The organism is Bradyrhizobium sp. USDA 4341 (assembly GCF_054063755.1).
Window position 1 is genome coordinate 5,939,535 of sequence record NZ_JBSSGO010000002.1, and the last position, 26,559, is coordinate 5,966,093.

The 26,559-nt window shown below is 63.0% G+C and carries 21 protein-coding genes and 1 pseudogene; 18 read left to right on the top strand and 4 right to left on the bottom strand.

Features of this window, described 5'->3' with window-relative positions:
* Positions 1-3: 3 nt before the first annotated feature.
* Positions 4-1,039, bottom strand: a pseudogene (locus tag ACVIGB_RS34255) (ABC transporter ATP-binding protein).
* A gap of 32 nt (positions 1,040-1,071) precedes the next feature.
* Between ACVIGB_RS34255 and ACVIGB_RS34260 the strand changes: the two are divergent.
* Together ACVIGB_RS34260 and atzD are read left to right on the top strand one after the other, a co-directional pair.
* Positions 1,072-1,257, top strand: a complete 186-nt coding sequence (locus tag ACVIGB_RS34260) for a hypothetical protein (RefSeq protein ID WP_456719339.1) — start codon at positions 1,072-1,074, stop codon at positions 1,255-1,257.
* 143 nt (positions 1,258-1,400) lie between these two features.
* Entirely contained in the window at positions 1,401-2,534 is a 1,134-nt protein-coding gene (gene atzD, locus ACVIGB_RS34265) for a cyanuric acid amidohydrolase (RefSeq protein WP_456719338.1), read from the top strand.
* A 69-nt stretch (positions 2,535-2,603) separates the two neighbouring features.
* Here atzD and upp read toward each other — a convergent pair whose 3' ends face one another.
* The gene (gene upp, locus ACVIGB_RS34270; protein ID WP_249132048.1) at positions 2,604-3,236 is read right to left on the bottom strand and encodes a uracil phosphoribosyltransferase; all 633 of its coding nucleotides are present in this window, start codon (positions 3,234-3,236) and stop codon (positions 2,604-2,606) included.
* 683 nt (positions 3,237-3,919) lie between these two features.
* Between upp and ACVIGB_RS34275 the strand changes: the two genes are divergently transcribed.
* The 5 genes from ACVIGB_RS34275 (at position 3,920) to ACVIGB_RS34295 (ending at position 10,823) form a co-directional block, all read left to right on the top strand.
* Positions 3,920-5,665 carry a CocE/NonD family hydrolase gene (locus tag ACVIGB_RS34275; protein ID WP_456719337.1) on the top strand — a complete coding sequence of 582 codons (1,746 nt, stop codon included), beginning with the start codon at positions 3,920-3,922 and terminating at the stop codon, positions 5,663-5,665.
* A gap of 24 nt (positions 5,666-5,689) precedes the next feature.
* Complete coding sequence (locus ACVIGB_RS34280) at positions 5,690-6,478, top strand: enoyl-CoA hydratase/isomerase family protein (RefSeq protein WP_456719336.1); 789 nt, start codon at positions 5,690-5,692, stop codon at positions 6,476-6,478.
* A 65-nt stretch (positions 6,479-6,543) separates the two neighbouring features.
* Positions 6,544-8,226: an AMP-binding protein gene (locus tag ACVIGB_RS34285; RefSeq protein ID WP_456719335.1), complete on the top strand. Its 1,683-nt coding sequence runs from the start codon at positions 6,544-6,546 to the stop codon at positions 8,224-8,226.
* Between the two features lie 95 nt (positions 8,227-8,321).
* Positions 8,322-10,064, top strand: a complete 1,743-nt coding sequence (locus ACVIGB_RS34290; RefSeq protein ID WP_456719334.1) for an FAD-dependent monooxygenase — start codon at positions 8,322-8,324, stop codon at positions 10,062-10,064.
* Between the two features lie 66 nt (positions 10,065-10,130).
* Complete coding sequence (locus ACVIGB_RS34295; protein ID WP_456719333.1) at positions 10,131-10,823, top strand: TetR/AcrR family transcriptional regulator; 693 nt, start codon at positions 10,131-10,133, stop codon at positions 10,821-10,823.
* 34 nt (positions 10,824-10,857) lie between these two features.
* Here ACVIGB_RS34295 and ACVIGB_RS34300 read toward each other — a convergent pair whose 3' ends face one another.
* Positions 10,858-11,610 carry a GntR family transcriptional regulator gene (locus ACVIGB_RS34300; protein WP_456719332.1) on the bottom strand — a complete coding sequence of 251 codons (753 nt, stop codon included), beginning with the start codon at positions 11,608-11,610 and terminating at the stop codon, positions 10,858-10,860.
* A 125-nt stretch (positions 11,611-11,735) separates the two neighbouring features.
* Between ACVIGB_RS34300 and ACVIGB_RS34305 the strand changes: the two genes are divergently transcribed.
* From ACVIGB_RS34305 to ACVIGB_RS34345, 9 genes are all read left to right on the top strand, one after another.
* Entirely contained in the window at positions 11,736-12,614 is an 879-nt protein-coding gene (locus ACVIGB_RS34305; RefSeq protein ID WP_456719331.1) for a fumarylacetoacetate hydrolase family protein, read from the top strand.
* A gap of 190 nt (positions 12,615-12,804) precedes the next feature.
* Positions 12,805-14,427, top strand: a complete 1,623-nt coding sequence (locus ACVIGB_RS34310) for an FAD-dependent monooxygenase (RefSeq protein ID WP_456719330.1) — start codon at positions 12,805-12,807, stop codon at positions 14,425-14,427.
* Positions 14,424-15,626: an FAD-dependent monooxygenase gene (locus tag ACVIGB_RS34315; protein ID WP_456719329.1), complete on the top strand. Its 1,203-nt coding sequence runs from the start codon at positions 14,424-14,426 to the stop codon at positions 15,624-15,626. Before ACVIGB_RS34310 ends, ACVIGB_RS34315 begins: the two co-directional genes overlap by 4 nt.
* The gene (locus ACVIGB_RS34320; protein ID WP_092122295.1) at positions 15,623-16,498 is read left to right on the top strand and encodes a VOC family protein; all 876 of its coding nucleotides are present in this window, start codon (positions 15,623-15,625) and stop codon (positions 16,496-16,498) included. Before ACVIGB_RS34315 ends, ACVIGB_RS34320 begins: the two co-directional genes overlap by 4 nt.
* Before the next feature lie 44 nt (positions 16,499-16,542).
* Positions 16,543-17,790, top strand: a complete 1,248-nt coding sequence (locus ACVIGB_RS34325) for an ABC transporter substrate-binding protein (protein ID WP_456719328.1) — start codon at positions 16,543-16,545, stop codon at positions 17,788-17,790.
* Between the two features lie 212 nt (positions 17,791-18,002).
* Positions 18,003-20,267: a spermidine synthase gene (locus ACVIGB_RS34330; RefSeq protein WP_456719327.1), complete on the top strand. Its 2,265-nt coding sequence runs from the start codon at positions 18,003-18,005 to the stop codon at positions 20,265-20,267.
* A 240-nt stretch (positions 20,268-20,507) separates the two neighbouring features.
* Positions 20,508-21,770, top strand: a complete 1,263-nt coding sequence (locus ACVIGB_RS34335) for a TadE/TadG family type IV pilus assembly protein (protein WP_456719326.1) — start codon at positions 20,508-20,510, stop codon at positions 21,768-21,770.
* 14 nt (positions 21,771-21,784) lie between these two features.
* Positions 21,785-22,282: a TadE/TadG family type IV pilus assembly protein gene (locus ACVIGB_RS34340; RefSeq protein ID WP_456719325.1), complete on the top strand. Its 498-nt coding sequence runs from the start codon at positions 21,785-21,787 to the stop codon at positions 22,280-22,282.
* Positions 22,279-22,659: a TadE/TadG family type IV pilus assembly protein gene (locus ACVIGB_RS34345; RefSeq protein WP_092122303.1), complete on the top strand. Its 381-nt coding sequence runs from the start codon at positions 22,279-22,281 to the stop codon at positions 22,657-22,659. Before ACVIGB_RS34340 ends, ACVIGB_RS34345 begins: the two co-directional genes overlap by 4 nt.
* Before the next feature lie 137 nt (positions 22,660-22,796).
* On the opposite strand, the gene ACVIGB_RS34350 is transcribed toward ACVIGB_RS34345, so the two are convergent.
* On the bottom strand, positions 22,797-24,455 hold the full coding sequence (locus ACVIGB_RS34350; RefSeq protein WP_456719324.1) for an alkaline phosphatase family protein: 1,659 nt from the start codon (positions 24,453-24,455) through the stop codon (positions 22,797-22,799).
* A 289-nt stretch (positions 24,456-24,744) separates the two neighbouring features.
* On the opposite strand from ACVIGB_RS34350, the gene ACVIGB_RS34355 reads away from it, so the two are divergent.
* Both ACVIGB_RS34355 and ACVIGB_RS34360 read left to right on the top strand, forming a co-directional pair.
* Positions 24,745-25,731, top strand: coding sequence for a tripartite tricarboxylate transporter substrate-binding protein (locus ACVIGB_RS34355; RefSeq protein ID WP_456719323.1), 987 nt, complete (start codon positions 24,745-24,747; stop codon positions 25,729-25,731).
* Between the two features lie 110 nt (positions 25,732-25,841).
* The gene (locus ACVIGB_RS34360; RefSeq protein ID WP_456719322.1) at positions 25,842-26,558 is read left to right on the top strand and encodes a TetR/AcrR family transcriptional regulator; all 717 of its coding nucleotides are present in this window, start codon (positions 25,842-25,844) and stop codon (positions 26,556-26,558) included.
* Position 26,559 lies beyond the last annotated feature (1 nt).

Consider the following 26,559-nt stretch of genomic DNA (forward strand, 5'->3'; position numbering starts at 1 on the left):
GTGTCACGCCGCCCTTTCAGGCGACCGGGCGATTACAGGACTCGTGGTTTTAAGAAGGTTGGCCTGCGTCGGGTCCCATGTGGCGAGAACACGTTCACCGACAGCGTAGTTGGCCGCGTCGAATTTGGGTTTCCGTGACTTGGGCCGAGATCTCGGAGCCACCATCGACGGCAATGACGACGCGGACATAGGTTCCCTGGTATTCGACCTCGCTGATGGTGCCTGCAACCGATGGACCAGCGACCGCTTCGCTCGGTCGCTTCAGCATCAGCCGGTCAACCCGAACGGCGAAGGTCTCGGGACCCACCGCAATAACATTGTGGCCGCCGATGAATTTCGCCGTGAATTCGGTTCGAGGGTGGTTGAAGATTTGACGCGGCGAACCCTGCTGCTCGATCCGGCCCGCGTTCATGAGAACCACGATATCAGCCAGAGCCATCGCCTCGTCCTGGCCATGCGTCACATGGATGAAGGTGAGCCCGAGCTCGCGCTGCAGCTTCTTCAACTCGGCTCTCATCCGCAGCCGCAAGAACGGATCGAGCGCCGACAGCGGCTCGTCGAGGAGCAGGATTTGAGGAGAGGTGATCAGCGCGCGCGCGAGTGCGACTCGCTGCTGCTGGCCACCGGAAAGCTGGCCTGGCAGCCTTGCCGCATAGGGCTGCATGTCGACGAGCTCCAGCAACTTGTTGGCCTCGGCATGGCGTGCAGCCTTGGCGACGCCTTTCATCTTCAAGGCGAAGGCAACGTTGTCGATGACCGAGAGATGAGGGAACAGGGCGTAAGACTGGAACATCATCGCCGTGCTTCGATCGGCAGGGGGCAGGTCGGTTACATTCTTCGGCCCGACCAGGATGTCGCCTGAACTGACCGATTCGTGGCCGGCCACCATGCGCAGCGTCGATGTCTTGCCGCAGCCGGACGGCCCGAGCAGGCAGCAATAGGAGCCGGGCGGAATCTTGAGGTTGATGGCGTCAACGGCGGTGACGCCACCGTACATCTTGGTCAACTGTACGAGTTCGAGCGCCGCCGTCGTCGTCATCCGCACCATTCCGCATAGTCTTGCCAGGGATCTTGAGCGACATTGTCGCCCCGGCCCGCGATCCGGAGTTCGATGCAACAGATGTGCCAAATCTTGCGACAGACCAGACAAAAATTGGGCAGACTCCGCCGGCCGACGAGGTCGGCCGCGCCGCTGCGACCGAGATCGGAGGTCAGTTGCCAGGTACGCTGTCTGCGAAGCTTGAGTTCCGGACGTAGGCGATCGAGGCGATGTTGAAGGTCGATCCCTTTGCCAAAGCCATCTCGCTGCGATCAAAACCGGTGCCGTGCCCGCAGGCGCCGGGAGACGTTTTGGCTTGCCATATCTTTTTGCGAGCCCGAAGATATCCGAGGGGAAGAGCATGCGCACAAAATCGGTCGACGTCGTTCGTATTTCCACCAAGGGCCCCGGTGACGTCTCCGGCTTGCTGAGCCTGATCGAGCAAGGCAGGATCGATCCAAAGTCGATCGTTGCGATCTTGGGGAAGACTGAGGGCAATGGAGGCGTCAACGATTTCACGCGTGAGTTCGCCGTTTCAGCTCTCCGTACGACCCTGGCGCCTTATCTGGATCTGCCGCCGCATCGCGTTGAGCAACGGATTGCGTTCGTGATGTCGGGTGGGACGGAAGGTGTGCTCAGTCCACATATCACCGTGTTTACGCGTGACGGTGCCGCCAATCACGATTCAGGTGTCTCCGGGAAACGCCTTGGCATCGGGATGGCACAGACGCGGGATTTCCTGCCCGAGGAGATCGGTCGCGGCGTGCAGATCCGGGAAACCGCAAGGGCGGTGGCTGCCGCCATGGCCGATGCTGGGATCGTCGATCCGCAAGACGTTCATTTTGTGCAGATCAAGTGTCCGCTTCTGACCAGCGACCGCATCGAGGCAGCGGTGGCGCGGGGTCATGAGACCGTGACCAACAGCGCTTACGGTTCGATGGCGTATTCCCGTGGCGCGTCAGCGCTGGGCGTGGCCGTCGCGCTTGGCGAGGTTGAAGGCGAGATTGACGACGAACACGTTCTCCGGCGGTTCGATCTGTTTTCGTCGGTCGCCTCCACGTCGGCGGGCATCGAACTGATGCATAACGTGGTCATCGTGCTGGGCAATACGACGTCGTCGGCGGCTCCATTCGAGATCGGACACGCCGTGATGAGCGACGCCATTGATTCGGCAGCGGTGATCGATGCGTTGAAAAGCGTGGGGCTGCACATCGACGACGCCTCCAGGCCGCCGACGGCGTCGCGGCAGCTCGTCAATATCTTTGCCAAGGCGGAAGCCGCGCCGAACGGGAGCATCCGCGGATTTCGTCACATCATGCTTGAGGATACTGACATCAGCTCAACCCGGCACGCTCGCGCTGCCGTCGGCGGATTGATCAGCGGCTTGTCGGGAACCAGCGCTGTGTATGTTTCCGGCGGAGCCGAACATCAGGGACCCCCAGGTGGCGGGCCGGTTGCCGTAATCGCTCGACTGCTGGCAAACGGGTCCGACTGAGCATCGGGCGTCGTGTGCCGTTACGGCCGGCATCTGTTCACGCTTCAGCGCGAACGCGCTGCCGACGGCTCACCTGGTGCCGAACATTCTGTCTCCTGCATCGCCCAAGCCTGGAACGATATACCCGTGATCATTCAGTCTTTCGTCGATAGCAGCGGTCCAGATCGGAACGTCCGGACACTCGTCCTGGAATCGGGCAATTCCTTCGGGGGCTGCGAGCAGGCAGACGAACCGAATGTCTTGCGCGCCTCGCGATTTGAGCAGGCGGGCCGCCGCGCTGGCGGAATTTCCCGTAGCAAGCATTGGATCCAGCAAGATCACGATGCGCTCCGAAACATCCTGCGGCGCCTTGAAGAAGTACTCCACGGCTTGAAGTGTTTCCGGATTCCGGTAAAGGCCGATGTGCGCGACGCGTGCTGATGGGACGAGCGCCAACATTCCGTCGAGAAACCCGACGCCCGCCCGCAAGATCGGAGCGAATGTGAGTTTCTTGCCCGCAATTTTGGGTGTCCTCATCGCAGCGAGCGGCGTATCGATGTCGACCATCTCCAGAGGTAAATCCCGGGTGACCTCATAACAGAGCAGCATTCCGATCTCGTTCAGTAGCTCGCGAAACCCTTTGGTGGAACGATCCTTGTCGCGCATCAGCGAGAGCTTGTGCTGCACGAGGGGATGGCTGACGAGGTTCACGTTCTTGGTCATGATATCGCTTTCTCAATAAAGGGGTCGCGTGCGAGTTCGTCCAAGTCGTCGCGTGTGCAAGTAGCGTGCCCCGCTTCTGCTGACTGTCGAGCGCGGCCTCATTCATTGGGCGGGAGGCCATTCTTCAAGGCGATCCACCCGGCTCCTTCATCGCTTGGCTCGTTGTTCGTGTTTTGCGGAACACGATCATGGCCCATTCGGAGGATAGGGAATCTGCTCGTCGAAACCAACGCATTACTGCGCGAAGTCTACCAGGCTATCGAAAGTCCGGTGTCGGAGGTTAAGCCGCGCCTGCCGAGCGCGAGCTTGTCGCCGCGGATGAGGCTAGCGATTGGTGTTCTCGCTGAGATCACCGGTGACGCCGCCGCCAAACCGCTCACGCGACCGGGCGCCGGTTGCGCGAACTTCCCATGACGCCCGAGCGCGTGAAGGCGCGCTTTCCCGATCGCCGCTGCGCGAATGCGCGGGGTGGCCTCCCGCGCGGATCGGTCGGCATCTGCCGGCGTCAGTCGTTCCACCAGCAGGACACACCGTTCCATTTGACGTCCCCGCGGCGTGAAAATTATACTTTACGATCGTAAAGTTGAGTGCGATGGTTGGTGCGGCCAGAGGGAGAGGCCTGCCTCTCCGCTTGTGATGGTCGAAGTCGACGAAAACCGTCGCGGAAACGCCGGGGAGAAACGATGATCGAGGAGCGGGACATCAGCGTCGTGATGCGGGACGGCACCCGGCTGGCGGTCGACGTCTACCGCCCGGATGCGACCGGCAAGTACCCGGTGCTGTACGCATCAGCGCTGCACAACAAGGACATCCAGGGACCCGACATCGCGGACATCCTGCCGCCGCAGCCGGCGCATGCGCCGCTCTGGTTCGGTCCGATCGAGGCCGGCGATACGCGGCGCTTCATCGCCAACGGCTACGTCCATGTGATCGCGCAGCCGCGCGGCTCAGCCAAGTCGGAAGGGCACTATGGCCATGAGGACACCGACCACTACGACCTGATCGAGTGGATCACGCAGCAGCCTTGGTCGAACGGCAAGGTCGGGATGGTCGGCATCTCCGGCTATGCCGGCGAACAGTGGCGTGCGGCCGCGCAGGGACATCCCGCGCTCAAGGCGATCTTCCCCTACGACGCCTGCAGCGCATATGGCGGCATGTTCGGATTCCGCGACTTCAATCCGGGCGGCGTGCTGCACAGCTTCCCCTATTTACTCGACGTCTTCAGCACGGTTCACGAGTCTCGTGACCGTCCCGCCGAGCTGCCCGCCGCGGAAGAAGCGCTCTGGCGCCGGGCGATGCAGAATCCGGACTTCAAGCAGTACATCAACCTCTACAACATCCTCACCCAGAAGGGGCAGCGGACGTTCGTCATGTATCTCATGATGACCCACCCGTGGGAGCTCGACGGCACGGTCGAGCGCGCCGAGGAGATTTTCAGGAAGATCAAGATTCCATTCTACACCGGCTCGGGCGCCTATGCTTACACCTACAAGCTGCACTGGCTCGGGGCGCAGCATTACTTCCAGAATGTCGATGCGCCCAAGAAGCTGCTGTTCACCGGCCCGGCCCATCTCGAGCGGCCGTTCCATCAATATCACGACGAGATCATCCGATGGTACGACCACTGGCTGAAGGGTCATGACACCGGCATCATGAACGAGCCGCCGGTGCGCTATTGGCTGATGGGGGCCAACGAGTGGCGAACCGGAACCAACTGGCCGCTGCCGGAGACGCAGTGGACCAAATACTATCTCTCGCACTGGGAGACGCTGTCGACCGAGCCGCCGCGTCCGGCCTCCGAGGTCGGAGCTTCGGCAAGGGAGCCTGACGTCTTCACGCAGATGCCCGTCACGCGCACGACCAAGATCGAGCGGTTGCGCTACATGACCGAGCCGTTGCCGCATGACGTCACCGTCGCCGGCCCGATCACACTGACGCTCCACGCGGCGATCGACCAGGACGACACCAACTGGATCGTCGTGCTCAAGGATGTCGGCCCCGACGTTTCGGTTCGGACCGCGCGGGAAGGCGAGCGGGACGTCCCGTCGACGTTGCCCGAGCGCGAGCTGACGCGGGGGTGGCTGAAGGCATCCTATCGCGCGCTCGACGAAAAGCGTTCCAAGTCGTGGGAGCCGTTCCACAAGCTGACGCAGGACGCGATCGCCCCGGTGACGCCCGGAGACGTGGTTGAGTACCAGATCCAGATCCTCGCCACTGCCAACCAATTCAAGGCGGGTCACCGCATCTGCCTCGACATCACGTCCATGGATGTCCCGACCGGGACGGGAGCCATGACCAACGTCGAGTACATCCCGTACCACGTCTGCAGCAGCAGGACCGTCACTCACAAAATCTACCGCGACGCGGAGCGGCCGTCACATCTGCTTCTGCCGATCATTCCCGAGCCTGCCGACCGGCGTCCGGCCTGACACCTCATAGAAGGAAACGCGACCATGAAGACGATCCGATTTGAACGAGACGGCGCCATCGGCAACATTGTTCTGGCCAATCCGCCGTTCAATCGCCTCGACGCGCGCTTCGCGGAAAACCTGCGCACCGCCGTGCGCCAGGCCAGCGAAAGCGACATCCGTGTGCTGGTGGTTCGTGCCGAGGGGCCACACTTCAGCTTCGGCGGTGAGGTGCGGGAGTGGCCGGGCAAGGACATCAACTGGTTCCGGACATTCGTCGTGGACGTGAACGTCTCATATCGCGCAATCGAGATGCTGAAGATCCCGACGGTCGCCGTCGTGCAGGGGATTGCCTTCGGTGGCGGGTTCGAGCTGGCGCTGGCGTGCGATTTTCTGGTCGCGGCCGAGAACGCCACGTTCCGCTGCGTCGAGGTCACGACCGCGATGCTGCCGATCGCAGGTGCACTGCAGCGGATCGCCGAGCGCGCCGGGCGGGCGCGCGCATCCCGATCGGCCATGCTCGGCGAGCCGATTTCCGGACGTGAAGCCGGAGCGCTCGGAATTGCGACGCATGTGGTGGCCGAGCACGATCTGACGGCGACGGCGGCGGCATTGGCCCGGCAGCTCGCGACCGGGCCGACCAGGTCATACGCCGCGACGCGCACCCTGCTCAAGGCGTGGTCGAGCGGCGGGGTGGCTGCGGCCGATCTGGTGATGCTCGACGTCGCGATGGAGCTCTACAACGGCGCGGACGCCCAGCGCGGTTTTGTCAACACCGCTGAAGCCTTCGACAAGGATATCGAGCCGCCGCCGTTGGTGTTCGAAGGCAAATAGTCGCCTGCGCAAGACCGCCGAACGCCGGCGGTCCTCCAGGGTTTCGTTATCGATGGGAGCGAATCGTGCCGCGCGAAAGCTACGTGCATGGCCATAGTGGTGCGCCGCTGATCGGCAAGACCATCGGGGCGCTGCTTGACGACGTCAGCGCAACCGACGGAGCGCGCGAGGCACTGGTTGTCGCGCATCAGAATGTTCGCTGGACCTATGCCGAGCTCAAGTCGCGATCCGACGCGTTTGCGTCGGGACTGCTGGCGCTTGGCCTCGAGCCCGGCGACCGGGTCGGGATCTGGTCGCCGAACTGCGCGGAATGGACGATCGCGCAGTTTGCGACGGCGAAGGCCGGGCTGATCCTGGTCAACATCAATCCGGCCTATCGCATCGGCGAGCTGGAGCACGTGCTGCGCGCGGTCGGCTGTCGCGCGCTGATCACAGCCGCGCGCTTCAAATCCAGCGATTACATCGCGATGATCCGCGAGCTCGTCCCGGAACTGGGGCGCGGCAGCGGCGAGCTTCACAGCCCTCGCCTGCCGGACCTGCGACACGTGATCTCCATTGTGGGGAAGCCGGATGGCTGCCTCGCCTTCGATCGGGTCATGGAGCAGGGCAGGCAAGCGGGAAGCGGGCGCCTGGAATCCGTGGCGGCCGCGATCCAGATCGACGATGCCGTGAACATCCAGTTCACCAGCGGGACGACCGGATTGCCGAAGGGCGCGACCTTGTCGCATCACAATCTGATCAACAACGCCTTCTTCGTCGGTGAAGCCACCGGCGTCGAACCAGGCTCCCGTGTGTGCATTCCCGTGCCGCTGTACCATTGCTTCGGCATGGTGATGGGCAATCTCGGCTGCGTCACGCACGCGGCGACGATGGTCTATCCATCCGAGGCGTTCGATCCGCTGAAAACATTGCAAGCCGTCGCGGCCGAGCGTTGCGACGTTCTCTACGGCGTGCCGACGATGTTCATCGCCCAGCTCAATCAAGCGGAATTCTCCAGCTTCGACCTGAGCTCGCTGCGGCGAGGGATCATGGCCGGGGCGCCGTGCCCGATCGAGGTGATGAAGGAAGTCGCATCGTCGATGCATATGAGCGAGATCACCATTGCGTATGGCATGACTGAAACCAGTCCGGTGAGCTTTCAGAGCAGCCGGGGCGATCCGCTCGAGCTCCGCGTCTCGACGGTCGGACGCATCCAGCCGCACCTCGAAGCCAAGATCGTCGACCGTGACGGTCGCATCGTGCCCCGGGGAGAAGCCGGCGAGCTCTGTACGCGAGGCTATTCCGTGATGCTCGGCTACTGGAATGACGAGGCGCGAACCAGGGAGGCGGTCGATGCGGCCGGCTGGATGCATACCGGTGACCTCGCGACGATCGACGATGCCGGATATTGCCGCATCGTCGGCCGGATCAAGGACATGGTCATCCGCGGCGGCGAGAACATCTATCCGCGCGAGGTCGAGGAGTATCTGTATCAGCACCCGGATGTTCAGGACGTCCAGGTGTTCGGCGTACCTGACGCCAAATATGGCGAAGAGCTCTGCGCCTGGATCGTCTCGAGGCCCGGTGCCGCGATCGACGAGGAAAGCGTCCGCACGTTCTGCCAGGGCCGCATCTCGCACTACAAGGTCCCGCGCTACATCCGGTTCGTGGAGAGCTTCCCATCGACCGTGACCGGCAAGGTCCAGAAGTTCGCGATGCGCGAGGCGATGATCGAGGAGTTCGCTCGCGCGGCAAAAGTCAGTGCGTGAGCATTGCTGAAAGTGGCCGGCGGGATCGAGCGCGCAGATCGCTCGACCGTGACCGCAGTCCGGAGTCCGGAGTCCGGAGTCTATTGGAGGAAACGATGGAAACATTCGAGACTGACGTACTCGTCGTTGGAGCTGGGCCCGCCGGGCTGACGGCCTCCGCCCTGTTGGCGCGCGCTGGCGTCAAGGCGATCGGCATTACCAAATATCCCGGCACGGCCGACTCGCCCCGGGCCCACATCACCAACCAGAGAACGGTTGAGGTGCTGCGCGACCTCGGCGTAGAGGACCGCCTGCGCCAGACGGCCATGCCTCACGAATTGATGGGGACGCAGATCTTCGCGACGTCATTCGCGGGGCTCGAATTGTCGCGAACCAGCGCCTGGGGTGCGGGAATCGATCGCCGAACGGACTATCAGACGGCCAGTCCCGGTTCGATGAGCAATATCGCGCAGCACAAGCTGGAGCCGATCATTCTGGAGGCCGCGGCGAGGAACGGCGCGGATATTCGCTTCAACCATGAGTTGGTCGACCTGCACCAGGATCGCGACGGGGTCACGGCCCGCGTTGTCGAACGAACGACGGGCCGGGAGCAGCAGATCCGCAGCAAGTATCTGATCGGCGCGGACGGCGGCCGCAGTCTGGTCGCTGCGAAGGCAGGCTTCGAATTCGATGGACGCTTCAACATCGGCGAGGCAATCAGCATCTGGCTCGAAGCAGATCTTACGGCCTATACGCGGCACAGGTCAGGCGCGATCGCCTTCATCACGCCCCAGGCGAGTAACATCTGGATGAGCATCTGGCCGTGCGTGACGCCGTGGACCGAGTGGAATCCATTCTTTTTCCGCCATGGCTGGGCCCCCGGTGCAACCGATGAGGAGACGCTCCAGGGCTACATCCGCGAAGCCATCGGCGATCCGACCGTGCCGTTCAAGATCAAGAAGATATCGCCCTGGCAGGTCAACCATGTCGTTGCGAAGAGCTACAAGAACGGGCGCGTCTTTCTTGCGGGGGACGCGGCGCACCGGCATTCGCCTGCGAACGGGCTCGGATCCAATACGTCGGTGCAGGATTCCTATAACCTGGCCTGGAAGCTTTCACTCGTCCTGTCGGGTAGGGCCGATGAAGGCTTGCTGGACAGTTACAATGACGAACGTCAACCGGTCGGGCGGAAGGTCATCGATCGCGCCATGAAGAGCCATGTCGAAATCGAGCCGTGGTCGGAGGCGGCCGGGCTCAAGCCGGGCATGAACGGACAGGACGCGAAGCACAATATCGAGGAGCTGTTCGGGGCATCGGACGTCGGCGCGACACGGCGCAAGGCCTTGTTGGCCGGGGTCGATCTGATGAACTATCAATTCAATGCGCACGGCGTCGAGCTGGGACAGCGCTATCGCAGCGGCGCGATCGCTTCTTTCGAGCCGTTTCCCGAATATCAGCGCGATCCGGAGCTGTTCTTCCAGCCGGACGCGGTGCCAGGTTCCCACATTCCGCACGTCTGGGTGCAGCATGGTGGAGCTGAGATCTCGACGCTTGACGTATGCGACTATTCGGCCTTCACGCTGATCGTTGGTGCGGCCGGCGATCGTTGGGGCGAGGCGGCAGCGAGTGTCGCGTCCGAGCTCGGCGTGCCAATCGCGTTCGCGCGAATTGGCCTGCGCCAGGACTTCGACGACATGTATGGAGATTGGATCAACATCCGCGGGGTGTCCGACCAGGGCTGCCTGTTGGTGCGGCCCGACCGCTTCATTGCCTGGAGAAGTCACGATCTCCCCGGTGATCCGGCGGCGGCACTTCGCCAGGCCATGCGATCGATCCTTGGCCGCAGCGGCGTGCGCTAGAGCTGTGAAGAACTGTGCGACACTTCGCGTGACGTTGGGCCGGCAACCATGTTAGTCCAAGATCACATGTCGAAGAAAACGAAGCCGGCGGCCGGACGCCGCGGCCGCCCGCGCAAGAGGGCCGAACAACAGCGTTCGATTGAGACGCGCGCCGCAATCCTCGATGCCGCCATTGCGGAGTTTGCCGAGCGAGGATTCGACGGCGCCAGCATTCGCGCCATCGCCGACCGGCTTGGCCTGCAACACCCGCTGATCACTTATCACTATCGAAGCAAGGACATTCTGTGGCGCGCGGCCGCCGAGCATGCCTTCACGCAGATCCGTGCCGAATGGGATAGATCGGTGGAGGAGGGGATCGATCCGTCGCCGTTGGCGCGGCTGCGCCAGGAATACACGACCCTGTTCCGCTACACGGTCGCATTTCCCGAATTTCATCGGTTTATGCGCCAGGAGACCCTGACGAACAATCCGCGGCTGAAATGGGTGGCAGAAGCGGTCCTGGCCCCGCTTCTGGGCCGGCTATTGCCCCAGATCACCGAGGCTCAGAAGCAGGGTCTGCTTCCCGCCGTGGACCCGATTCTGTTCCACTACATGATGGTCAGCCTGACCGCCACGCTTTCGGAATTCGGTCCCGAAATGCAGGTGACCAGCGGACTGTCATCCGGTGACCCGAAGGTTGTTGCCTCCTATTGGCGGCTTGTCGAGGAGATGGTCTTCGGCGGGGAGCCAAACGACGGTCGGCGTCGAAGGCAGCCATGACGCTGCGCCGAAACGGTTCGAAATGCGGCCCGTGTCAGACGGGCGCGCCGCGTTTGCGAGGCAGGCTTTCAGGCAGATAAGCCTCGCCTGGTTTCGCCTTTGCGGATTCCTGAGCCGGCTCGCGCCCGGCCAACACGGAATCGAGGATGACCTTCGTCGTCATTTGCAAGTGCTGGTTCATCAGCATGACGGCGCGTTCGCTGTCCCGCGCCAAAGTGGCCTCTGCAATCTCCCGATGTTCCCTGTCCAGGTCTCTGTCCACCTTGGACAAGGGACCGGAAAACGCGCGGTAGCGTTCGGAGTGATTGTAAAGCGTCGCGCGCAAGTGGAGCAGCCAGGGGCTGCCGCATCCCGACGCGAGAGCTTCATGAAAAATCTCGTGCGCCCTCGAATACTCTTCGCTGTAGCGTCGCGCGGCCTTATCTGCCCATACCGGCGTGTGCGACAAGCGATGCAGCGCAGCGACCACCTGTGACTGCCACTCGATCCCGCCTTTCTCGATGGCACCCCGAAGACACAGCGCCTCGATGCTGCATCGAACATTTGTGAGGTCGCTCAGGGCGTCGACGGACAACGGCGCCACGCGGAATCCTCGTTGCGGTTCGCTGACCACAAAACCCTCTGATGCGAGGCGCGACAGAGCCTCGCGCACGGCGCTCGAGCCGACCTCGAAGCGGCGGCACAAATCGTCGATCTTCAGCTTTTCTCCGGGCGCGAAGCGGCATGCCAGCAATTGCGAGCGAAGCTTGGCATAGGCCCCGTGGGTCAGACTCGTCGGTGATTCCATGGGCTTAGCCATAACAAAAGGGGTGATCCGAGTCATTCAAAATATGCACGCTTCGAAAATAATGCATTTTTATTTGCAAAGTGCATTTTATATGCTAGAGGAGATGAACACGGAGGAAACACCCCATGCGGTTCATCGCCTACGAAAGAAACGCGAAGCGCGGCCTCGCCGTGGCCGATCAGGCCGGCCGATATCGGGGACTTGATGATGGCGCAGCGCACGGCCGGCTGGAGCGCGCCCTCGCCGGCGGGCATGACGGGCTGAAGGATCTTGCAGCGGCGCTTCTCAAGGGCGAGCCGCTCGATCCGGAAGCCGTGACCTTCCTTCCTCCGCTGTCCTCACCCGGCAAGATCATCTGTGTTGGACTGAACTACGCGGACCACACCGCCGAAAGCAGTATCCAGCAGCCCGACTACCCCACGCTCTTCGGCCGGTTCTCGTCGAGCCTCATTGGGCACGGTGCGCCGATCGTGCGGCCGAAGGTCTCGGCAGCGCTCGACTATGAGGGCGAGCTGGTCGCAGTCATCGGGCGCGGCGGCCGCCATATCCCTCAATCCGCGGCCCTCGATCATGTCGCCGGCTATTCGATCTTCAATGACGGCACGATCCGGGATTATCAGTTCCGGACGCCGCAATGGACCATGGGCAAGAACTTCGACGGCACCGGAGCGTTCGGACCCGCACTCGTGACAGCCGACGAACTCCCGCCCGGCGCGGGCGGCCTGACGCTCGAGACGCGCTTGAACGGCACGGTGATGCAGAAGACATCGACCTCCGACCTCATCTTCGATGTCGCAACGCTGGTCGCGCTGATCAGCGAGGGTATAACGTTGTATCCGGGCGATCTGATCGTGACCGGCACGCCGTCCGGCGTCGGCGCTGCACGCAAGCCGCCGCTCTACATGGAGCCCGGCGACGTCTGCGAGATCGAGATCGAGGGTTTGGGCGTACTTCGCAATCCGATCGTGCAAGAGGGCGATGATGCGGTACGTGCAGCTGCCTGACCTTCGCCGACGTCGCTGCGCGCGGTGACGAACGGAGGTCGTATCGATCCCCAAGAGGATGAGGGCTTGGCCAAGGTCGATACGCGCACTGCCCGGAGTTGAGGAGTCGATCAGACCAGTTCTTGATCTAGCGTCGTGCGGAAGCGGCAACACAACATAAAATCCGCCGCCGGTCCTATGGGAGGAAAGAATGAAATCGGTTCCGGTTTTGATTGCAGGGGGCGGTCCCGTCGGGATGACGCTTGCGAACGTCCTGGCCCGTTTCGGCATTCGCTCCATGCTGGTCGAGCGGAATGCGACGACGACCCGTCATCCGAAGATGGACATCACCAACAGCCGCAGCATGGAGCTATTCCGCCGGTTCGGCCTGTCGGACGCGTTGCGAAAGGCCGCGGTAGCGGAAGATCATCCCTTCGACGTCTCCTGGATCACGAGCCTCGCGGGATATGAGCTGCATCGTTTTCGGTACATGAGCCCGAGCGAGTTTCGAAAGCACAGCCGAACCAGGAACGACGGCACCCAGCCGCTCGAACCGCCGATGCGCGTTTCACAGGTCGAGATCGAACCTGTCCTGAAGAAGGCCATCGACGCCCGTTCGGAAGTCGAGGTGCGGTTCGGCGTCGCCTTTGAAAGCTTTGAAGCGAAGGACGATGGCGTCGTCGCCGTCCTGCGGGAGCAGGGGAGTGGCGCGCAAGAGCAGGTCCGTTGTCAGTATCTGATCGGTTGCGACGGCGGCTCCAGCCGCGTTCGCGCGGGACTGGATATCGCGCTGGAGGGCCAGTCGCGCGTCGGCGAGCTCTACATGATCCACTTCCGATCGACGGAGCGCGACCTGTTGCAGCGCTGGGGTGTCGCCTGGCACTATCAGTCGCCGCTTGGAACCATGATTGCCCAGAACGATGATGATATCTGGACCGTGCATGTTCCCGTGCTGCCCGGGCAGGATGCGAGCAAGCTCGATCCACGCGCGCTGGTCGAGGCCTATGCCGGCCGGCCATTTTCGTTCGAGATCCTGGTCGCGAATGCCTGGACGCCGCATCTCGTGGTCGCCGAATCCTATGGCAAGGGACGTGTCCTCCTCGCCGGCGACTCCGCGCATCAGTTCATCCCGACCGGCGGCTACGGAATGAACTCCGGGGTCGGCGACGCCATCGACCTCGGCTGGAAACTGGCTGCGACGCTGCAAGGTTTCGGCGGGCCTGGCCTCCTCGCTTCGTACGAAGTCGAGCGGCGCCCCGTCGCCGCACGAAATCGCGACGCGTCCGGCCGCCACATGCAAGTGCGGATGCAGATTGCCGAAGCCTACGGAAACCTGCTGCAAGGCGACAACAGCGAAAATCCCGTGCGGCGCGCCGAAGTCGGCGCGGAGCTTGCCAGACTTGGCAACGCCGAGAACGAATGTTTCGGGATCGAGCACGGCTTCGTCTACCAGGGATCGCCGATCGTCGCTGACGCGGAGGCCGCTCCATTTCCGTTCGATCCGGTCGTCTACAAGCCGACGACCACGCCCGGTGCCCGCCTGCCCAGCACGTATCTCAAGGACGGGACGGCGCTCTACGACCGGCTCGGTGCGTATTTCACGCTGATCGATTTCCGCAGCACCGACCCGTCACCCTTCGTCGATGCCGCGGCGCGACGACGGATACCGCTGTCGATCCTGCAACTCGACGAGCTCGATCTGAAGGGCGTCTATGGCCGGGACATGCTGCTGGTGCGCCCCGACCATCACATCGCGTGGCGTGGAACGGGCGGCAAGGCACCCAATGCAGACGCGATCCTCGCGACGGCTCTCGGCTGGGGAGGCGAGCGGTGAAGCCGCTGCATGCCCTCGTGATCGGTGCCGGCATCGGCGGCACGGCCGCTGCCATTGCACTGCGCCGGGCTGGTCTCGACGTTTCCCTGTTCGAGCAGACGACGGCGCAACGCGAGGTCGGCGCCGGCATCCAGATCAGCCCCAACGCCTCCCGGCTGCTCCGGCGCTACGGGCTTGGCGACGCCATGGCGCGAGCCGCCGTTCGTCCCGCCGCGGTGGTCTTTCGTCGCTGGCAGGACGGCCGTGTGCTGGGGCGCGAGGAATTGGGCGACGTCCTCGAGGACCGCTACGGTTCGCCCTACTACCATTTCCACCGGGCGGACCTCATCGCTGTCCTGGCGGACGCGTTCGGCCGCAAGGAGATCAAGCTCGGACGTCGTCTGATCAATGTCGAGCAAGATGATAGCGGCGTGACCGCACATTTTGACGATGGCACGTCCGCGCGCGGCGATCTCCTGATCGGGGCCGACGGCATCCACTCCAGGGTTCGCGAGTGTCTGTTCGGCGAGGAGAAGCCAAGGTTCTCGGGGCAGATCGCGTATCGCGGGCTCGCGCCTGTCGAACGCGTCGCGCATCTCGGCCTTCCGCTCGATGTCACGAATTGGGTGGGGCCGGGCGGTCACTTTGTCCATTACTTCGTTGCCGCCGGCCGCTTTCTGAATTTTGTGGCGGTGAGCGAAGCGGCGACCTGGACGCGGGAGCAGTGGTCCGACCGCGGTTCGATCTCCGATGCCGTCAAGATCTATGAAGGGTGGCATCCGCAGATTGCGACTATACTCAACGCGGTCGACGAGACGTTCAAATGGGCGCTGTTCGATCGAAATCCATTTCCGGAATGGACCCAGGGGCGCATCGCGCTCCTCGGGGACGCCTGTCATCCCATGCTGCCGTTCATGGCACAAGGCGCTGCACAGGCCATCGAGGACGGCGCGGCCCTGGCGGCCTGCCTGAAACACGCAGCCTTCGACATTCCGTCCGCGTTTCGGGCTTACGTCACATTGCGCAAGCCGCGTGCGACTGAGGTGCAGGAAAGATCCCGTGCCAATTCCATCAGCTTCCACATGCCGGATGGACCCCAACAGGTCGAGAGGGATCACGTCCTCGCCACGCGCGGCGTGCGCGGCAGCCCGGAGGCAATGAACCGACTTTATGGCTACGACGCAGAAGCCGTCGCGGCGACGCTGGAGGAAAAACCATGACCCGCGCTTTCCAAATCGCCTATGTCGATCTCGATACGCCCGCCGCAGAACTGGAGATCGCCTATTACGATCGCGTGATCGGCGCAACTCCGACCGAGCGCGGCTCCGACGGCCGCACCTATTTCAGCCTCGGTGTCGATCACCACAACATAACCATCAAGCCGGCGTCCGATAAACGCCTCACCGCGCTTGGCCTGAGGATCGGTCAGGAAGCGGTCGACGAGACGATCCGCTCACTGCGCGATCTCGGACTTTCTGCGGAAAGGAAGAGCGATGCGCGGCCGGGCGTTCCGGAGCTGGTGGAGGTCGTCGTCGCCGGGCACACACTTCACCTCGTGCCGGAGATGGCCATGCCCGGTCCCGGCTTCCGCACCTCGGGCGTCATTCCGACACGGCTCGGGCATGTCGCCCTGATGGCGCCGGAGGCCGACAAGCTCATCAAATTCTGTTCGGCGATCGGGTTTCGTGCGACCGATTGGTTCGAGGGAATAGCCACATTCCTGACCTGCAACCATGATCACCACGTGCTCAATATCATCGCGGCACCGGAGGCGCGCGTTCACCATCTCGCCTTTGAGCTGCGCAGCCGCGCCGCGCATCACGATGCCGCAGATTTTCTCGCGACGACGGGGCATCCGATGCTCTGGGGCCCGTCGCGGCACACCGCGGGCCACAACCTCGCCTCCTATCACTATGACCCCAGCCGCTTTCTGATCGAGCTCTACTCCGACATGGACGTGCTCGTTCCAGAACTCAATATTTTCGAGCCGCGGCCGTGGCACGAGGCATTTCCCCAACGCCCGCGCGTGTGGACGATCGATCAGCTGACGACGTGGGGAACCCGCTTCGAGTTCGACTTGAAGACGGCATAGCGCCCGTTCGCTTGCCGATCGAATATCAAATCGCGAGGAGAGAGATGCCACGGTACGCGCGCGAGGCGAGATCCGCTTGTTTGGGTGTCGCGCTGACGATCCTGACCGGCTTGGCCGTTGCAGCGCCAGGCTCGGCTCACGAGGAGAAGCGCTACGATACCGGCGCATCGGACACGGCGATCAAGATCGGCAACACGGCTCCCTACAGTGGACCGCTGTCCTCGAATGGCATCATCGCCAGGACGGAAGCCGCCTACTTCAAGATGATCAACGATCAGGGCGGGGTTAACGGCCGCAAGATCGAGTTCATCTCCTATGACGATGCCTATAGTCCCCCGAAGACCGTCGAGCAGACCCGCAAGTTGATCGAGAGCGACGAGTTGCTGCTGCTCTTCAATCAACTCGGTACGCCGACCACCATGTCGGTCATCAAATATGTCAACGCCAGGAAGGTGCCGCAGCTGTTTATCGCGGCCGGAGCAACCGTCTTCGGCGATCACAACGCATATCCCTGGTCGATGGGCTTTCAGCCAAGCTACCAGAGCGAAACGCGGATCTACGGGAAGTATCTGCGCGAAAACTATCCCGACGGAAAGATTGCCGTTCTGTCGTCCAATGACGACTTCGGACGGGACAACATCAAGGGCTTGAAAGACGGTCTGGGCGATGCGGCCGGCAACGTCGTCGCCGAGGTCACCTATGAGACAAGCGCGCCGACGATCGATTCCGAGCTTGTGAAGCTGAAATTCTCGGGCGCGAGCATCTTCGTCAATTTTGCCTCCGCGAAATTTGCGGCCCAAGCCATCAAGAAAGCGGCAGAGATCGGCTGGAAGCCCGTGCATATCCTGCATGGAAACTCGCAGTCGATCAGCGCCGTCCTGAAGCCCGCCGGCCTCGAGAACGCCAGGGACATCATCACCGCAAGTTACGCCAAGGACCCCGCGGATGCGGCCTGGAAGGATGACCCCGGCTTGAAGAGATTCTCCGATTTCATGGCCGAGCACATGCCGGGCGAGGATCAAGACAACTATTACGTGGTCTATGGATACAACGCCGCGCAGGCGCTGGTTGAAGTGCTCAAGCAATGCAAGGACGACCTGACGCGCGCCAACGTCATGAGGCAGGCCGAGGCTTTGAACGGAGCTCACCTCGACATGCTGCTTCCGGATATCGCGTTGACGACGTCGCCGAGCGACCACTACCCGATCGAGCGAATGCAACTACAGAAGTTCGATGGGCGGAACTGGGTGCGATTTGGCACCGGCGTTGAAGGGATGCTGGACAAGAAGTGAGGGTCATCGGCGGAGGATCCCGTCGGTAGGCAAGACTGCATTTCCGGCAATGGCTCGATTGGTGGGTTCCCAGCGGGTCGACAATTGCCTTGTCATTCAACGAGATTGCCGGACCCTTTCTCCGCCGGCGATACACGCTCCCTGAACTCCGATTAACGCTTGCTTAGGCGCGGCTATTCTACCCTGCAAGCAGGGATTGCAGGGATCAACGGATGTCACTTTTCGAGAACGCGCCAGAGCGCACGCTTCCAGAGGTATCGCGTTCTGCTGATGAAACACGCCTGCTGCCGATCCTCAGCGTGGCGACGCTGCTTGTATCCGCGCTGCTGCTGTTCCTGATTCAGCCGATGTTCGCGAAAATGGTGCTGCCGAAGCTCGGCGGCGCGCCCTCGGTCTGGTCGGTGGCGATGGTGTTCTTCCAGGCCGTCCTGCTCGCCGGTTATGCCTATGCACATCTGCTCGGCCGGTGGTTCGGACCGCAGCGCGCGGGCCTCGTCCATCTGCTCCTGCTCGCGGTCACGGCCATGACCTTGCCGATCGCGATCGCGCCCAATTGGGGTGCGCCGCCCGCCGATGGAACCGCGCTCTGGCTGTTCGGGCTGTTCGCTGCGTCAATCGGCCTGCCGTTCTTCGCGTTGTCGGCGAACGCGCCCTTGCTGCAGAGCTGGTTCGCCGCAAGCGGCCATCGCGATGCCGACAATCCCTATGTGCTCTATGCCGCGTCGAATCTTGGTTCGTTCGCGGCCCTGTTTGCCTATCCTGTCGTTGTCGAGCCACTCTTGGCGCTGAATATGCAGGCGAGCATCTGGTCGTTTGGCTTTGCGGTCCTCGCGCTGCTCGTCACGGCGGTTGCCTTCGTGCTCGGACGAGGTCATGGCACCGCAAGGGCGACACCGTCGTGTGAGACATCGGTCATCAGCGTGGCCGACAGGCTGCAATGGATCGCGCTTGCGGCCATTCCGTCCGGGCTCGTCATCGCGGTGACCGCGTATCTGACGACCGACGTCGCGGCAGCGCCCTTTCTGTGGGTTATTCCACTGGCGCTCTATCTGTTCACCTTCGTTGTCGTGTTCCGCGACCGACCGTGGATCAGCCACGCGACCGTGGTGCGTCTCGTTCCGTTCGCCGTGGCCCCCCTTGCGATCAGTCTGGTCGGCGGCAAGGTGTTCTGGCTCACGACGACCGTGCTCCACCTCGTCGTGTTCACGCTGTTGGCGCTGCTCTGCCATGGCGAGCTCTATGCCCGGCGTCCGCACCCGCAACGGCTGACGGAGTTCTTCCTGTGCACCTCGTTTGGCGGTGTGCTGGGCGGCGCCTTCGCGGGACTGCTGGCGCCGCAGGTCTTTTCCGGCAACTACGAATATCCGATCCTGATTGCACTCGCATTGTTGGCAGTGCCCGGCATGTTCGCAGGCGGCGCGCGCCAGGCGCTGATGAAGGCGTTGCCATGGCTGGCGGTGGCGATCGCGCTTGCTGTGGTCTGGTACGTGACCCAACTGCAGCTTCCGGCCTCGTTCGAGCTGCCGTTCAGGGCCCTGCTGATCCTGCTGGCGGCCTGCATGATGTTCTTGCGCCAGCGGCCGGTGTCGTTCGCCGGATTGGCGATCACCGGCCTGATGCTGACCACGTTCTGGCGTCCCGGCATGGCCCCGATCGAGACCGCACGCAGCTTCTTCGGGGTCCATACCGTGGTCGACCTCGCGGATGGCCGCGCGCGGCTGCTGTTCCACGGCAACACGATGCATGGCGCAGAGCGGTTGCGGAACGACGACGGTACGCCGGTCGAGGGAGCGCCTCAGCCTCAGAGCTACTACTATCCGGGCAGCCCGCTGGCCGAAGGGGTTGCGGCGGTACGCGGCGCCCGGAGTGGCTTCGAACGGGTTGCTGTCGTCGGTCTCGGTACCGGCACGCTCGCCTGCCTCCGTCGCGGCGCGGAGAACTGGACGTTCTTCGAGATCGATCCCGAGGTGATCCGGATCGCGAGCAATCCAACCTTCTTCACGTTCCTGTCGCGCTGCGCGCCGAAGGCCAGCCTCGTGCTCGGCGATGCGCGTCTCACACTGCAGGCCTCGCTTGATCGCTACGACCTGATCGTGCTGGATGCCTTCTCGTCCGATAGCATTCCCGTCCACTTGCTGACGCGTGAAGCAATCGCCGGCTATGTGTCGAAGCTGGCGCCGCACGGGGTCATTCTTGTGCATATCTCCAACCGCCATCTCGATCTCGCGCCGATCATGGCGAATATCGCGCAGTCCCAGGGATTGATCGCACTCTTCAAGGAAGGGCATCCCGCCGGCGACGTCATGACTACGCTGAGGACGGCGTCCCGGGTGGTGATGCTAGCGCGCACGCCTGACGATGTCGGCGAGGCGGCCCGGCATTGGGCCGCCATGTCGCCGGATCCGGCCAGCGCCCTCTGGACGGACGATTACTCGAATCTCCTTGGCCCCATGCTGCGGACGAAGTTCGGCTCCTGAGCGCGCGTAGAAGCTGCGCGCGGCCAACGTCTACGGTCATGTTTGCTGCGGCACGACAGAGGATCGGACAGCTCGGATTGGCTAAAGGAGTGTTAAGAGCCATGTCCGATTTTCGTCGATCGCGCAGAACTGACATTAAATTGTCACGCTGTAGGAATTGTGGAAGCTTGCCACAAGCGGCGTGAGGACAACATGACGGCCTTCATCACTTGGAAGGCGGAAGTTGGAATATCCTCGCAAATGAGGTCGGCACCGGATGAGTGCCGAGCGTGCCCGGATGGTCTCCTGAAGCGCTTTGCGCGCGACCAGTCCGGCAGCTACGCAATTATCATCGCCTTGCTGACGCCAGTCCTGGTCGGAACCGCAGGACTTGGTACCGAGGTCGCGTGGTGGTTCTACAAGCACAAGAATATGATGAGTGCGGCCGACTCGGCGGCCGTCAGTGCAGCCACCGCCGGTACCAATTTCGCGACCGAGGCCAACGCCATCACGACGTTCTACGGCTACGCGAACGGGATCAGCAACGTCACCGTCACTGTGAACCAGCCGCCGTCCACGGGAAGCTTCACTTCCAGCTCCCAGGCGGTCGAAGTCATCATCACCCAGCCGCAAGCGCGGCTAATGTCGGCGTTGTTCGGCTCCGGGGCGGTGCCGGTCACGGCCCGTGCCGTCGCACTGGGTAATGTCGGGACAGGCTGCGTGCTCGCGCTCGACCCGACCGCCAATCCTGCCGTGACGGTGAAGGGCAACACCCAGCTCAACCTGATCAATTGCAACCTCTATGACGATTCCAACGGCGGCTCGGCGCTCAATGTCAGCGGCTCGGCAACGATATCCGCGGCCATGGTTGGTGTCGTCGGCGGGGTTTCCGGCACGAGCAGCATCACGGCGACCAACGGCATTCGGACCGGCATCAGGGCGATCGCGGATCCCTATGCCAACGTCACGCCCACGATGCCGACATGGTGCGACTACTCGAACAAGTTCAACGTGAAGGGGACGACGACCCTCAGTCCGGGCAGCTATTGCGGTGACATTTCGGTGGCCGCGGGTGCGACCCTGACACTCAATCCGGGGATTTACTATTTCAACGGCGCGAACCTGTCGGTGGCCGGCAATGCCACGATCACGGGAACCGGCGTCACCCTGGTGTTTACCGGCTCGAGCAGCAACTGGGGCTCGGCGACGATCGGAAGCAACGCCAATGTCAGCCTCACGGCGCCGACGAGCGGAACGACCGCTGGAATCGCAATCTATGGCGATCGCAGGATGCCGGTCGGTAGCAGCTTCAACTTGACGGGCGGCGGTACGCAAAACCTGCAGGGAGCGGTCTACCTGCCGAAAGGGGCGCTGAGCTTCAGTGGCGGTAATGGCACGAGCACGACATGTACGCAAATCATCGCCGACACGATCTCGATCGTCGGAAATTCCAGTGTCCGGGTCAATTGCGCCGCGATGGGCGGCAATGCCATCGGTACGGCGACAGCGCAGCTTGTTGAGTAAACTGGAGGGATGCGATGAAAACGGGCACGACAGGTGGTGAGCGCCGTTCCCAACGACGCTGCATACTCTTCCGTCGCAGGTTCGGAAATGACACACGCGGTGTCGCGGCGATCGAATTCGGCGTCCTGGTTCCGCTGCTTTCGCTGATGGTCGTTTCGGTAACCGATATCGGCCTTGCGATCTACCGCAAGATGCAGGTGGAGGGTTCGTCGCAAGCAGGCGTCGAGTATGCCATCGCACATGGGTTCGACGCCAATGCGATTTCGACCGCCGTGGCAGCCGCGACGAATTCCAATGTGATCAACGCCTCGCCTGTTCCGATCAAATTTTGCGGGTGTGCGACCAGTTCGGGCGTCAGCAGCATGACCTGCGGCGGAATCTGTCCCGGAGGCGGAATGGCGGGTACATACACCATCGTCTCCGCGCAAGGCAGCTACTCGACCATCATCAACTATCAGGTCGTTCCGAACACCTATATCATCAGCACCCAGTCGACAGCGAGGCTGCAGTGAGACGCGCATTCTGGCCCGACCGGAGCGGGGCGTCGGCGCTCGAATTCGGCCTGATCGCGCCGTTCTTCTTCGCGTTCCTGTTCGGCGTGATCGAGTTCGGGCTGTTGATGTGGACGCAGGTGGGAATGCAGCACGCAGTGGCGGTCACGGCGCGATGCGCCAGCGTCAATACTGCGCTTTGTCCGACCGGCAACCCGAGCGCGATAGCCACCTACGCAACCCAGCAGGCGTTTGGACTGAGCTTGCCGTCCTCGACATTCACCTACAGCGCCGCGGCGTGCGGCAGCCAGGTGAGCGCGAACTATCAATTCCAGTTTCCCCAGATTCTCAATCTGGCTCCGTTCACGCTGACGGCAGCGGCCTGCTTTCCCGCCTAGAAGTTCGCGCCCCGATGCGTGCCGTGAGGACATCGGCGTCCCGTGCCCCGGGGCGCCGATGTGCAGGCGAGACTGTTCGGCTGGCCCGGTCACGATGTGCCGGTGCAAGCCATTCGGTGCGTTGCTCCCTTTGCGCTTTACTTCAGCTTCAGGGCCTCGACACCCTCGTCACGAACCGCCTGGAGGCTGCGCGGATTGAGGTCGAGCGCATGGAGGATCGTCGGCGCGATCTGGGTGGTGAAGGTCGTCTCCTCGACGACCCTGGCATGCTTGATGCGCGGCGACGAGAGCAGCAGCAGGACGTTGCGATCGTCGTTGGAGAAGCCGCCATGCTCGGCGAGCTTGCTGCCGCCGGTGCAGATGACGCCATGATCGGTGATGGCGATGAAGTCCGGCACCCGGCTGTTGTGGAACGGATCCTCGTACAGCTTGGTCAGTTCGTCGCGGTCGAGCAGCTTCTGGATATGCAGATCGGCGGCGTGGGCGAGGATGTAAGCCTTGGCATCTGCGTAGTAGAGATGGCCGGTCGCCGGATTGGTCGCCTGCTGCAGCTCCGGCGACAACCAGACCAGCGCCTCGTCGTCGCAGATCTCGAAGCCGTTGCTGCCGAAACCGGGCGCCTTGCTGTACAAGGCGTCGGAGATCGCCACGCGGTCCTTGACGTCGATCGGTGACTGGCCGTGCTTGGCGCTGACGATGATCAGCGTCGAATCGTAGAGGTTTTGCGCCTTCAGTTCGTTGACGAACTTGCCGAGCGCGTCGTCCACGAACTGGAATTGCAGCGTGAGCGCATTGCCGGGCGTTGCCTTGCCGTCGGCATAGCCGCCGACGAGCGACTTGTCGGCATCCGCATGGCCGGCCTTGGCGAGCTTCTGGCCGACGCTGACCGCCTGGAAGTTCATGCCGAAGATCGCGGGCACCGGCTGACGCTGGGTTCGCGTGCCATCGTAGCCGTCGATCCAGTTCAACACCGCCTTCACTTTCAGCGAGTCGTAGGAGCGGACGCCGGTGTAGCTCGTGGTGTAGTCGTCGCCGGGTTGGGCGCCGGCGTCGATGGTGTCCTGCGAATTGATCTCCGGCGTGAAGAGCTCGTCGAGGCCCTTGCCCGACGGGCCCGCGAGGTCCTCATAGGCCGGATGCTTGTCGGACCAGGCCGTGCGCATTCCGGCCTCCTTGATGACTTCGAAGATCGTGTTGGTGTGCACGTATTCGTGGGGATAGACCGGCACGCACTGGCCGTTCACCAGCTTGCGCTGCATGTGATCCGGATCGAGCTGCGTGTAGACCTGACCCAGCGTGCCGCCGGCGGTGTAATCAGCGACCAGCCCGCTGGAGTAATTGTAGGTCTTGTCGAGCGCTTCGAAGTTGGTCAGTTCGGTTCCCGCCGGGCCCACGCAACCGGGGTCCGCAAGACCCTGGCTGGTATAGAAGGCCTTGGCCGGATATTCGGTGCGATCATAGCTGTCGTCATAGAACAGGCCGCCGCCCTTCGGCGTGGCGCCCGTGACCTGCGCGAGCATGCCGGGAAAGCTGTCGGATGGCGCGGTGGTATAGGCGTTCGGATAGACCACGCCCTTTCCGGTGAGCTGGGCGAAGTTGCCGCCGGGGCGGCTTTCGACCCAACGCTTCAAATCGACGGCGTGCATGCCGTCGACGCTGATCAGCAGGACGTGCTTGTAGCCATGTCGCTGCGAATGGTCATTGTCGTCATCCGCTTGCGCGACGGCGACGCCGCAAGCCAGCATGGCTGCCGCGATCGCGGCGGTTGACAAGAAATAGTCACGAAAGCCACTCATGAGTTCGCCCCTCTTTAATTTCAGTGAATTTGGAATCGTCTGCGCTGGCCGCGACAACTTGTCGCGGTCAATTGACGGCGGGATGACGCTTTCATGCGAGTTCGATGACCGTGGTCGGGGCTGACCGGCATCCAATGGTTACAGGATTGGCCCAATCTGGGCGACGCGCCGGCCGGGCGACGCTTGGCAACGGCAAGCTTTGCCGTTCAAACACGGACATCGCGTCTCTGACACCTTACGCTGGACCGCGCGACACTGCCGGCTCTATGAGAGCATGGGGGGAACGCGCATGCCCAACATGTCTCGCCGGCCATTCCTGCAACTCGCGCTCGGCGCGGCGACGCTGCCGCTTGCTTCGCGCGGTACGCGCGCGGAAACGCTTGCGCGCCCCATCACGATGATCGTGCCGTTCGCCGCGGGCGGACCGACCGACGTGCTGGCGCGGATCCTCGCCGAATATATGCGCAATACGCTCGGCCATCCCGTCATCATCGAGAATGTCACGGGTGCCTCCGGCACCGTCGCGGGGCTGCGCGCCTCGCGCGCGGCACCGGACGGCACGACGATCACGATCGGGCATTGGGGCACGCATTGCCTCAACGGCGCGATCTATCAGCTGCAATATGACGTGCGCGAATTCGCACCGATCGCGCTGATCGCGAGCGGACCGCAGCTCATCATCGGACGGCCCGATCTGCCGGCGCAGAATCTGAAAGAGCTGATCGCCTGGCTCAAGACCAATGGCGACAAGGCGACCGCCGGCACCGCGGGCCCGGGTTCGGGCGCGCATGTCGCAGGCGTGTTCTTCCAGCAGCTGACGGCTAGCCACTTCTCGTTCGTGCCGTATCGCGGCGCCGGTCCCGCGCTGAACGATCTGATGGCCGGGCATATCGACATCATGTTCGATCAGGCCTCCAACTCGCTGCCGCAGGTGAAGAGCGGAACCGTGAAGGCTTTTGCGGTGACCGCATCATCGCGGCTCGCATCGGCACCCGAGATTCCGACCGTCGACGAAGCCGGACTGCCGGGTCTCTACATCGCCTATTGGCACGGCATCTGGGCGCCGAAGGGCACGCCGGCCGATATCGTGTCGACGTTGTCGAAGGCGGTGACGTCGGCGCTCGCCGAGCCCGTCGTCCGGCAACGCTTCGCCGAACTCGGGCAGGAGATCCCTTCACCGGATAGACAGAGCCCCGCTGCGCTCCGCGACCATCAGGCCGCCGAGGTCGAGAAATGGTGGCCGATCGTCAAGTCGGCCAACATCAAGGCGGAATAGGCATAATCGTCTGATTTCAAACGTGTTTTGATGTGCTGCCGGTTCGGGCCTGTGCCCTTGGAAAGCAGGATTACGCTCTTATATGTTCAATCGTACATATGATGGTAGCGATGACTGATCCAAGCAAATTGATGGTGGCGCCGGCCTCCCGGCCCAAGGGACGCCGCAGCAAGGACATGCCCGACGGCCGCCAGGCGCTGCTGATCGCGGCGACCGAGGCCTTTGCGAGTCTCGGTTTCGACGGCGCCGACCTGCGCAGCGTCGCGGCGGCGGCGGGCGTCGCGCCGAACCTCGTGCGCGTTCACTTCGGCAACAAGGCCGCGCTGTGGGAGGCCTGCCTCGACCGCGTCGTTACACTTGCGGAGCCTGTGATGGCCGAGGTGCACGCCATCGCCACGGACACGCGCCGTTCGCTGGCTGACCGGCTGCGCGATCTCATCATCCGCGTCGCCACGTTCTATGCCGCGCATCCGCAGGTGAGGGACTTCGTGGTGCGCCACGGCGCGGAAGCGCCGGAGCGCTCCGCAATGGTGACCGAAAAGCTGCTGCGTCCGGCCTATGAGAGCGCGCGCGAGCTCTTCGAGGCCGGCATCGCGGCGGGCATCATCCGCAGCAGCCATCCGGCGCTGTTCTTTGCGTTGCTCAACGCGGCGCTCAACCAGCCGCCGGCCTTTCCGATGCTGCTCGGCCGGTTCGCCCCCGAGATCGATCCCGAGACAGCGCGGACGCAGCTGCTCGATACGACGATCGCAACGCTTCTGCATCTTCCGCCGTCGCAAGCCGACGCCGAACCCGCAGCCGGCAACGGCCGCACGCCGCTGTCGTGAC